General features: G+C 55.3%; 1 protein-coding gene. It reads right to left on the reverse strand.

Going from position 1 to position 727, the window contains the following annotated elements; all coding sequences use genetic code 11:
- Positions 1-143 precede the first annotated feature (143 nt).
- Positions 144-727: Mom family adenine methylcarbamoylation protein (locus tag HMPREF1548_RS26655; RefSeq protein WP_021639923.1), on the reverse strand; the 584-nt coding region annotated here is incomplete at its 5' end.

Raw genomic sequence — 727 nt, forward strand, 5'->3', positions numbered from 1 at the left:
GGAATTCGGCGGCTGGCTGGTTTCCTGCTTCGGGCCATGTTGGCCCGAGGTGAAGGTTTCCGGCGGCGGCTGTTTTGGCCTGCCTTTTTTTGATTTCTTTCCCATAGGTCATTCCTCCTTTCCCGGAACAAAAAAAGCCAGCCTCAACATTTCTGTGTGTTGAACTGGCATACATCACGGTTAAATACCGGCGGCGGGACTGGGGTATATACCCCCGGGGCGGTGCGCATGGTAAATCTTAAATCCTTATCCTTCGGGTTTGGGAGCCCCCGGTACTCCGGGTAGGCGTTCAGGATTCTTTCCGCCTTCCGGTTCAGCGGGTAGAGGTAACGGAACATGAGGCCGTTTATTTTTTCAATCCCCTTGTATTCACAGTAGCCATGGGTCAGCCAGAACCGTCTTTCTACCCCGTCAAGGGCGGCGTTTTCTTCCAGTAAGAGCCTTGCGCTCCGCGGGTGGATTTTCTCTCCGGTGGCCGTACAGCGGTAGACGCTGGTGGGAAAGCTCCCGATGTACCGGAAGTTCGCGGCCTGATACACATAGCCGCATTTCCCCATAATGCCGTCCGCCAGCGTGTAGAGGAACAGGCTGTCCGTATTCCTTTTCAGCCATTTTACAAGCTGGGAGAGCACCCGGCTCCCAAAACACTGGTTCCCGTTCATTTCAGGGAGAAAGCACATCTTCCCGATTTCCAGATAGTCGCCGGATTGGAGCCTGTGGCGGGGGG

This window comes from Clostridium sp. KLE 1755, assembly GCF_000466465.2.
Classification (GTDB): Bacteria; Bacillota; Clostridia; order Lachnospirales; family Lachnospiraceae; genus Eisenbergiella; species Eisenbergiella porci.